Source organism: Pseudomonas abyssi, from assembly GCF_002307495.1.
Classification (GTDB): Bacteria; Pseudomonadota; Gammaproteobacteria; order Pseudomonadales; family Pseudomonadaceae; genus Halopseudomonas; species Halopseudomonas abyssi.
This window is the reverse complement of record NZ_NTMR01000011.1, coordinates 277,636-286,272: the sequence shown is the minus strand read 5'-3', so window position 1 is coordinate 286,272 and position 8,637 is coordinate 277,636. Positions and strand designations below refer to the sequence as shown.

The window sequence follows — 8,637 nt, the reverse complement described above, 5'->3', positions numbered from 1 at the left end:
CCACTAGACGAAGGGGACGTACCCGGACTTCTCTATACCGAGGCATTACCTTGGCTGGCTTACCGCGAATTGTTCGCTGCAAGCGGCGCGAATTTTATGTGGCGACCGACAACCCGTCAACCCCAAGCTGATATTTTTTCAGGTTTTTTCGCATTTCTTAAGATGCCGGCAATAGCCCACATGCCGTCGTCCCGCGCCAGCTGCGGCGCCCACGGTGCTAGCTGATTTACTGACGTCAGAAAATAACTTGTCCCACGTACTCGTCTCGGCCATGATGCTAAAGTGATAGCCATCAATTCGGGCTGACTCTCTGGCGCCCGGACCTGATGCAAGGCCCCAATAAATAAGATGAGAGACATCCCGTGTCCCCACTACTAATAGGCGGTTTGCTGGCTGGCGGTTTGATCATTCTGGTGTGCATTGGCTTTATCAGTCACAGCCTGGAGCGCAATCGGCTGGAAAAGGCGCGACAAACCGCCGAATTGAATGCGCGTATCAAAGTCTGCCGGCAGGCCACTGGCGCCCTGCCCGGCCAGTTCTTACCTGCTGAGCTGGGTACGCTCATGCTGCAAATAGAAATCAGCCTGCTGGAGCGCCTGCAGCGCATTGGCAAATCTCAAGACGTGCAACAGCGCCTGGACCAGGCCCGCGCCGCACAGACCGAAGGCAAGGTGCCAAGCAACCCGCCGGTCGAGCTGGATAGCGAGGCGCGCGGCAAGGAAGCGCGCCTGCAGCTGGAGAACCTGTTCAAGCAGCTGCAGCAAGCCGAGCGCGACGGCCTGATCGATAACGCCACGCTGAAACACTGGGGCACTCATGTGCGGCGCTCGCTGATTACCGCCAACCTTGAAACCTTCAACGCCACCGCCAAGCAGGCCATGAGCCAGGGCAAGCCCCGCGTAGCCAAGCTGCAGTATGAGCGCGCCATCGCCTTTATCACCAAACTCAATAATCCGAGTCTGGCCAAGCACCTGGAGCACTATAAGCAATTGCTCAAACGTGCGGAAGCCGCCGTAATAGCGCAGAATCAGGCCGATGAAGGTCAACCCAGCGAGCTGGATGCAGGGCTGGCCGAAATGGAATCGGCCGATGAGCTCTGGCAGAAGAAGGCCGTTTACGACGATTGAGTACCGGCCAGCTGCCGGTGCTCAGCACACCCCAGCATCGGAACACCGCATGACAATTACCCTGTATGGCGCAAGCCTCTCGCCCTATGTGCGCAAGGTGCGCATCCTGCTTGCCGAGTTCGGCATCACCTACGAGCACACATTTATTCCACCGCGCGGGCAGCCTGACTGGTACTACGACATTAGCCCGCTAGGGCGTATTCCTGCTCTGACCGACGGCGATCTCAAGCTGGCAGACTCGGCCGTCATCGCCCAGTACCTGCAGGACACTCAGGGCGGCACCTCGCTCTACGGCAGCACGCCGGCCGAAGCGGCGCGGGTGCGCTGGCTGGAGAAGTACGCAGATTATGAGCTGGCACCGCACAGCACCTTTGGCGTGTTCTTTCCACGTATTGTTGCCCGTAGCGTCGGCGAGAGCGCAGACGAGTCAAAGGTACAGCAGGCGCTGCAGGACCATCTGCCGCCGCTGCTCGATTACCTGGAAAAAGAGCTGGGCGAGCAACCCTGGTTTCTCGGCAAGCAATTCAGCTTGGCCGACATCGCCGTGGGCTGTCAGCTGATCAACCTGGCTCACGCCGGTGAGCTGATTGACGAATACCGCTGGCCCGGCCTGTCGTCGCTATTGAGTCGACTGACTGCACGCAGCAGCGTGTCCTCGCTGCTGCCGGGCGAGCACGCTCTGGTAGCCAAGCTGACCGGCCGCCTCCAGGCCTGAGCACCGGTTACAGGGCTGCGTTGCCTGCGCAGCGCCAGCGCCAGTCAGGACTCCAGCAGCTGCCGGCCTACCCAGGAGCGGGCAAACTGATAAGCGCAGCGCCCATTGCGGTTGCCGCGCCCGGTAGCCCAGCGCACCGCCTCTAGCTGCAACGCCTCGTCCCATTGCCAGTGCAGCCCGTGCTCGCGGGCCAGCTGACCAAGCCAGTGCTGCACGACGGCCAGGTAGTGATCCTGACTGAACGGATAGAAGGACACCCACAGACCAAAACGGTCGGACAGGGCTATTTTCTCCTCAATCGCCTCGCCCGGGTGGATCTCACCATCGACCTGCTTGGCCGCCAGGTTATCGCTGTTATGTTCCGGCAGCAGGTGGCGACGGTTGGAGGTGGCATACAGCAGCAGGTTTTCCGGCGCCGCCTCAACGGTGCCATCAAGCACGGTTTTCAGGGCCTTGTAGCCGCTGTCGTCCGCTTCAAAGGCCAGATCATCGCAGAAGAGGACATAGCGCCAAGGCTGCCCTGCCAACTGAGGCAGCAGTGCCGACAGGTGCACCAGGTCAGCCTTGTCGACCTCGATCAGGCGCATGCCCTGCTCCGCGTACTCACTCAGCAAGGCGCGCACCAGCGAGGATTTACCTGTGCCGCGAGAGCCCCACAGCAAGGCGTTATTGGCTGGCAGCCCGCGTACAAACTGTCCGGTGTTGGAACCCAGCAGTGCTTTTTGGCGCTCTACACCAACCAGATCATCCAGGCGCAGCGTCAAGCTGACCTTGAGCGGACGCAGGTAACCTTGCTGCCCATCGACCGTCCAGCGCGCAGCAAAGGTGCTCGACCAGTCGATCGGCTCGACAGGTGCAGGCAAGGTCGCCTCAAAGCGTTCAATAAAAGTGACGACGCGCTGCATGAACTGATCGGTGCTGACACCCGCCATGGGTTTCTCCTCTGGGCAACAAACGTGCAAGAATGCCACGCGGCGAAGGTAGCCACCACCATGAACACCGACACAGACTGTTGCCCGGACTGCTAAGCTCAATCTGGTGTCACCTCTGTTAGCCTCGCCGCCAGTCTGCTGCTGACTGCGCAGGCAGGAGCAGGCGCCACGGTGCCATCATCATCAAGGCCAATAATGGACATACGCCTTACCAATCGACTGTCATTCAAACAAGCACGCCTGAGCGTTCTGGTCGCCTTCACCCTGGGCATTCTGCTCGGGCTGGCGCAGGTCATTGTCGACTACCGCTCTGAAGACGCCCTGATCGATCAGGAGGTTCAGGCGCAGATCAACGTCAGCCTGAGCCCGGCTGCGCGCATTGCCTACAACATCGATGCGGAACTGGCGATGGAGCTGGTCAGCGGCCTGCTGGAAGCTCCGCAGGTTGTCCGAGCAGAAATCATCGACAACAACGGCATCGCGCTGGCCAGTGTCAGCCGGCCAATGGCGACCAGTCGCTATCGCACAGTCAGTGATGCGCTGTTCGGTCGACGCCGTGATTACTCCCAGCCGCTGTATGTCGAACACGCCCCTAACGAGCTGCTGGGGCACCTGGTGATTGAGGTCGACACTTTCTACCAGGGCGCCAGCTTCTTGCGCCGCGCCGGGCTGACCATGCTCTCGGGCTTTGTTCTCAGTCTGGTGCTGTCGCTGGTACTCATGGTGCTGTTCTACGCCATGCTGACCAAACCTCTGGTGCGACTGATCAACGACTTGCTGGACATGCGCACCGAGGGCGAACGGAGCAGGCTGCCCTGCCCTGACGGCCACGAGCGCGATGAAATCGGCGCCCTTGTCGAAGTAATCAACCGCCAGTTGCAAAGCATCGACGTCAACCTGCGACAGAAGCTGCGCGCGGAGGAGCGCCTGCGCAAGTATCTGGAGGAGCTGGAAAATATCGTCGAAACCCGTACCACCGAGGTCCAGCTGACCAACGCCCAGCTGCGCGAATCCAACCGTGAGCTGGAAGCCTCACGCGAGGCCGCGCTGGATATGGCTCGCGCCCGCTCGGCCTTCCTGGCCAACATGAGTCACGAAATCCGTACCCCCATCAACGGCCTGCTCGGCATGATCGGGCTGACACTGGACAGCCAACTGAACGATGAGCAGCGCCAGCAGCTCTCCATCGCCTACGATTCAGGCAAGGTACTGGTGGCGCTGCTCAACGATATTCTCGACCTGTCCAAGTTTGAGGCGGGCAAGTTGCAGCTTGAGCAGATCCCCTTCGACCTCGGCGCACTGCTGGAGGAGACCGCCAGTCTGCTGTCACAGAACGCAGGCAAACAGGACATCGAGCTGATCTGCGAGATCGACCCGCACGTTCCCGGCTTACTGCTGGGCGATCCGACGCGGATACGACAGATTGTCAGCAACCTGCTGTCCAACGCGCTCAAGTTCACCGAGCACGGTCACGTCGCCCTGCGCCTGAAGCTCTACCAAAGCGATGGCGACATGCGCCGTGTCTGCATCCAGGTCAGCGACACCGGCATTGGCATTCCCGAGCAGGCATTGGGGGACATCTTCTCGCCGTTCACCCAGGCCGACGCGCAGATTTCGCGGCGCTTCGGTGGCACCGGTCTTGGGCTGGCCCTGTGCAAAAGCCTGACCGACGCCATGCATGGCGAGCTGCATGTCAATTCCGAACCCGGTCGTGGCAGCACCTTCAGCGTGTTCCTGCCGCTCCATTGTCATGACGACAGCCCCCGCTACCAACCACCAACCCCGCGCAAGGTCTTGCTATGGAATCGCTACGGCCAAATGCAGGGCCCGGTGCTGGAGCGCCTGTTGCGCAGCTGGAATATGCGCTGCACACCGCTAGACTATGACCCGACCACCCCTTTGCCCGATGCACCACCCGGCCACGACTTCTGGCTGCTGGACAGCCCGCAACTGGCGCAGCAGCTTGAGCAGGTGCAGCCCAGCACGCCGCGCCTGTTGTTGTGCAGTTACGGCCAGCAGCTGGACAATCAGCGCGCCAGTGCCCTGCATATCCGCCAGCAAGTCGCTACACCGCCACCTCGCAACCGGTTGGCACGGGCAATCGACGCCCTGTTCGAGCAGACACAGCAATACGACAGCAACCAGGGCGCGCAGCCTTTGGGACGCGGTCAACGCCTGCTGCTGGTCGAAGACAATGCGGTCAATCAGATGGTCGCCCGGGGCATGCTCAGCCGCCTGGGATTTGAGGTGGATCTCGCCGAGCACGGTGAGGCGGCCCTGAGCAAGCTCGCCGATCAGGACTACGCCCTGGTGTTGATGGACTGCAACATGCCGATCATGGACGGCTATGAAACCAGCCGGCGCATGCGCGCCGATCCGCGCTGGGAGAACCTGCCCATCATCGCGCTCACCGCCAACGCCCTGCAGGAAGACCGCCAGCGCTGCAAGGATGCCGGTATGGATGACTATCTGGCCAAGCCGTTCAAACGCGAAGACCTGCAGGCGATCCTGCTGCGCTGGTTACCCGGCAGCGGTCAGCAGGACACGACATCCTGAGTGCAGGCAACCCTACTCCCGCATGGCGCCAAGCAATTGATTGAGACCGTCGCGCAGTTCGCGCATCTGCGTTGCGCTCATGCCTGTCTGGCACATCAGCTGGTGCGGCACGCTGGCAGCGGCCTCACGCAAGTCACTGCCCGCCTCGGTCAGGCTCACTTGCAGCTGACGCTCGTCGCCGCCACGCACGCGCTCGCGGCGGATGAGCCCCTGACTCTCCAGGCGTTTGAGCAGCGGGGTCAGCGTGCCCGAGTCGAGCTGCAGCCGCTCACCCAGCGCCTTGACGCCCGGATGCTCCGGCGGCTCACGCTGCCACTCCCACAGCACCAGCATCACCAGATACTGCGGATACGTCAGCCCCAACGGCTCCAGCAGCGGACGATAGGTGCGCATCAGGGCGCGTGAGCCGGCATACAGGGCAAAACACAGCTGATTGTCCAGGGCGAGCAGCTGATCGACCTCGCTGGGTGTCGCTGAGCTCACGGCAACAACGCCTCGATATCGGCACGCAGCTCTTCGGGCTTGGTAGTAGGCGCGTAGCGCTTGATAACGCGCCCCTGTCCGTCAACCAGGAACTTGGTGAAGTTCCATTTGATCCCCTTGCTGCCCAACACACCCGGCGCCTGCTGCTTGAGCTCGACAAACAGCGGATGCGCATTAGCGCCGTTGACATCGACCTTTTTGAACAACGGGAAGCTGACGCCATAGTTCAGCTCGCAAAACTCGCTGATCTCGCCGCTGTCGCCCGGCTCCTGGGCACCAAACTGGTTGCATGGAAACCCCGCCACCCGCAGGCCGCGCTCGCCGTACTCCTGCCACAGCGCCTCCAGTCCCTTGTACTGTGGCGTAAAGCCACATTTGCTGGCGGTGTTGACCACCAGATAGGCCTTGCCCTCCAACGCGCTGAGCGAGGAATCACGGTTGTCGATGGTAGTACAGGGGATATCCAGCAAGGTGCTCATAACGCCTCCTTCAGGCGAACGGGTAATGACGCAAGGCTAGCAGCGCAAATATTTATGTCAATAAAATTGCGTACCACCTATACAACCTCCCGCGGCTCCAGACGCAAGCAAACCGAATTGATGCAGTAGCGCAGCCCCGTCGGCGGCGGGCCGTCGGGAAACACATGCCCCAGATGCGCATCGCAGCGCGCACAGGTCACCTCGGTACGATGCATTCCGTGACTGAAATCCTCATGCTCCTCTACCAGTTCCGGGCGGATCGGTTGGTAATAGCTGGGCCAGCCGCAGCCAGCATCAAACTGGGTCTCGGTATCGAACAACGGCGCGTCACAACACACGCAGTGGTACACACCGGGGGTAGTGTTGCGATAGTAGGCGCCGGTAAAGGGGCGCTCGGTGCCCCGCAGACGGCAGACCTGAAACTGGGTGTCGTCGAGTTGCTCTCGCCACTCGGCTTCGCTCTTGTTGATCTTGTTCATGATTTAACTCCGGATAAGCCCATTAGGACGTTCACAGTCGCCCGCGCTCAACGTATGATGGGCGTTTACTACCCGCTCTGGGAAGCCTTCGCCTGCTTCCCGACACCCTACTCAGCTCGGATCGACAAGGTAAGCACCATGCAGGTTAGCAAGTCCAACAAACTGGCCAATGTCTGTTACGACATCCGCGGACCCGTTCTGCGGCACGCCAAGCGCCTTGAGGAAGAAGGCCACCGCATTCTCAAGTTGAACATCGGCAACCCTGCACCCTTTGGATTCGAGGCGCCGGAAGAAATTCTCCAGGACGTCATCCTCAACCTGCCGACCGCCCAGGGCTACAGCGATTCACGCGGCCTCTTCTCTGCCCGCAAGGCGGTCATGCACTACACCCAGACCAAGAACATTCCGGGTGTGGGCATTGACGACATCTACCTGGGCAACGGCGTCTCCGAGCTGATCGTGATGTCCATGCAGGGTCTGCTCAACAACGGCGACGAGGTGCTGATCCCGGCACCCGACTATCCGTTGTGGACCGCCTCGGTGAGCCTGTCTGGCGGCAAGCCCGTGCACTACCTGTGCGACGAGCAGTCAGACTGGTATCCGGATATCGAAGACATCCGCAGCAAGATCACCCCCAACACCCGGGCCATGGTGGTCATCAACCCGAACAACCCGACCGGCGCCGTGTATCCGCGCGCAGTGCTGGAGCAGCTGGCCCAGGTCGCCCGTGAGCACAACCTGATCCTGTTTGCCGACGAGATCTACGACAAGATCCTGTACGACGGTGCCGTGCACGAGTCGCTGGCCGCGGTTGCTCCAGACGTACTCTGCCTGACCTTCAATGGGCTGTCCAAGTCCTACCGGGTCGCCGGCTTCCGTTCTGGCTGGATGGTCATCAGCGGGCCCAAGCACCACGCCACCAGTTATCTTGAAGGCTTGGAAATCCTCGCCTCCATGCGCCTGTGTGCCAATGTGCCCTCGCAGCACGCGATCCAGACCGCGCTGGGCGGCTACCAGAGCATCAACGATCTGATCCTGCCCGGCGGCCGTCTGCTGGAACAGCGTGATACCGCCTGGGAGATGCTCAACGATATTCCCGGCGTCAGCTGCACCAAGCCCAAAGGGGCGCTGTACCTGTTCCCGCGACTCGATCCCAAGGTCTACCCGATCCACAACGACGAGAAGATGGTGCTCGACCTGTTGCTGCAGGAAAAGATCCTGATCGTCCAGGGCACTGCGTTCAACTGGCCCTGGCCTGACCATTTCCGTATTGTCTCCCTGCCGCGCAAGGACGACCTGGAAATGGCCATCGGTCGTATCGCCAACTTCCTCAAGACCTACCGGCAGTAAAGGTAGCGCTGATCAATGTCACATGGCTGATCTGCATATCGAAGACTTCCACCAGGATGTAGCACGCATCCTGGTGGCGCTGTACAACCGCTTCCCGCAACCCGCCTGCCTGTTCGTCATCGACCTGATCGGCGAGCACGAGCCAGACCCCTTTGGTGTGCCGGCGCCCCGCCACACGGCCTGCTTTTCGGCCATGCTCTGGCTCGCCCAGGAAGGCTTTTTGCGATACACCGACACCATTCGCCAGGACGCCATCGATCAGGCCTGTCTGACCGAACGCAGCTTCACCCTGCTCTCGGCCCCCGACCCCGAACGACTGCAAGCCACACTGCCAGCCAGCGTTGCCCGCCAGCAGGCCACCCTGGCCCAGCGTCTGCGCGATGCGCTGCGCAGCGGCGCCAGCAACGAGATCTTTGAAGCCGTGCAACAGTGTTTCCGCCGCTGAACCGCGGAACCGGGGCACGACACGTTTTGTCATAGAGTCGCCGTTGAAAGCCGCCGGCTTTCGCCCAATAT

10 protein-coding genes are annotated in these 8,637 nt (G+C 61.1%); 6 read left to right on the top strand and 4 right to left on the bottom strand.

The window, feature by feature from the left end:
* From CNQ84_RS20660 to CNQ84_RS10420, 3 genes are all read left to right on the top strand, one after another.
* Positions 1–225: hypothetical protein (locus CNQ84_RS20660; RefSeq protein ID WP_217350083.1), on the top strand; the 225-nt coding region annotated here is incomplete at its 5' end.
* A gap of 137 nt (positions 226–362) precedes the next feature.
* The gene (locus CNQ84_RS10425; RefSeq protein WP_133065891.1) at positions 363–1,127 is read left to right on the top strand and encodes a hypothetical protein; all 765 of its coding nucleotides are present in this window, start codon (positions 363–365) and stop codon (positions 1,125–1,127) included.
* A gap of 49 nt (positions 1,128–1,176) precedes the next feature.
* Entirely contained in the window at positions 1,177–1,842 is a 666-nt protein-coding gene (locus CNQ84_RS10420) for a glutathione S-transferase family protein (protein WP_096004801.1), read from the top strand.
* A 44-nt stretch (positions 1,843–1,886) separates the two neighbouring features.
* On the opposite strand, the gene CNQ84_RS10415 is transcribed toward CNQ84_RS10420, so the two are convergent.
* On the bottom strand, positions 1,887–2,774 hold the full coding sequence (locus tag CNQ84_RS10415; RefSeq protein ID WP_425439961.1) for an ATP-binding protein: 888 nt from the start codon (positions 2,772–2,774) through the stop codon (positions 1,887–1,889).
* Positions 2,775–2,969: 195 nt separating this feature from the next.
* On the opposite strand from CNQ84_RS10415, the gene CNQ84_RS10410 reads away from it, so the two are divergent.
* Positions 2,970–5,330: a hybrid sensor histidine kinase/response regulator gene (locus tag CNQ84_RS10410; protein WP_096004800.1), complete on the top strand. Its 2,361-nt coding sequence runs from the start codon at positions 2,970–2,972 to the stop codon at positions 5,328–5,330.
* Positions 5,331–5,342: 12 nt separating this feature from the next.
* Here the strand turns inward: CNQ84_RS10410 and CNQ84_RS10405 are convergent, their stop codons facing one another.
* From CNQ84_RS10405 to msrB, 3 genes are all read right to left on the bottom strand, one after another.
* Entirely contained in the window at positions 5,343–5,813 is a 471-nt protein-coding gene (locus CNQ84_RS10405) for a MarR family winged helix-turn-helix transcriptional regulator (RefSeq protein WP_235827224.1), read from the bottom strand.
* Positions 5,810–6,292, bottom strand: coding sequence for a glutathione peroxidase (locus CNQ84_RS10400; RefSeq protein WP_096004799.1), 483 nt, complete (start codon positions 6,290–6,292; stop codon positions 5,810–5,812). The genes CNQ84_RS10405 and CNQ84_RS10400 overlap by 4 nt, the downstream gene beginning before the upstream one ends.
* Positions 6,293–6,369: 77 nt before the next feature.
* The gene (msrB, locus tag CNQ84_RS10395; protein ID WP_096004798.1) at positions 6,370–6,771 is read right to left on the bottom strand and encodes a peptide-methionine (R)-S-oxide reductase MsrB; all 402 of its coding nucleotides are present in this window, start codon (positions 6,769–6,771) and stop codon (positions 6,370–6,372) included.
* A gap of 138 nt (positions 6,772–6,909) precedes the next feature.
* Here msrB and CNQ84_RS10390 point away from each other — a divergent pair, with 138 nt between their 5' ends.
* Complete coding sequence (locus tag CNQ84_RS10390) at positions 6,910–8,121, top strand: pyridoxal phosphate-dependent aminotransferase (RefSeq protein ID WP_083727479.1); 1,212 nt, start codon at positions 6,910–6,912, stop codon at positions 8,119–8,121.
* A 22-nt stretch (positions 8,122–8,143) separates the two neighbouring features.
* Positions 8,144–8,566, top strand: a complete 423-nt coding sequence (locus tag CNQ84_RS10385; RefSeq protein ID WP_096004797.1) for a hypothetical protein — start codon at positions 8,144–8,146, stop codon at positions 8,564–8,566.
* Positions 8,567–8,637 lie beyond the last annotated feature (71 nt).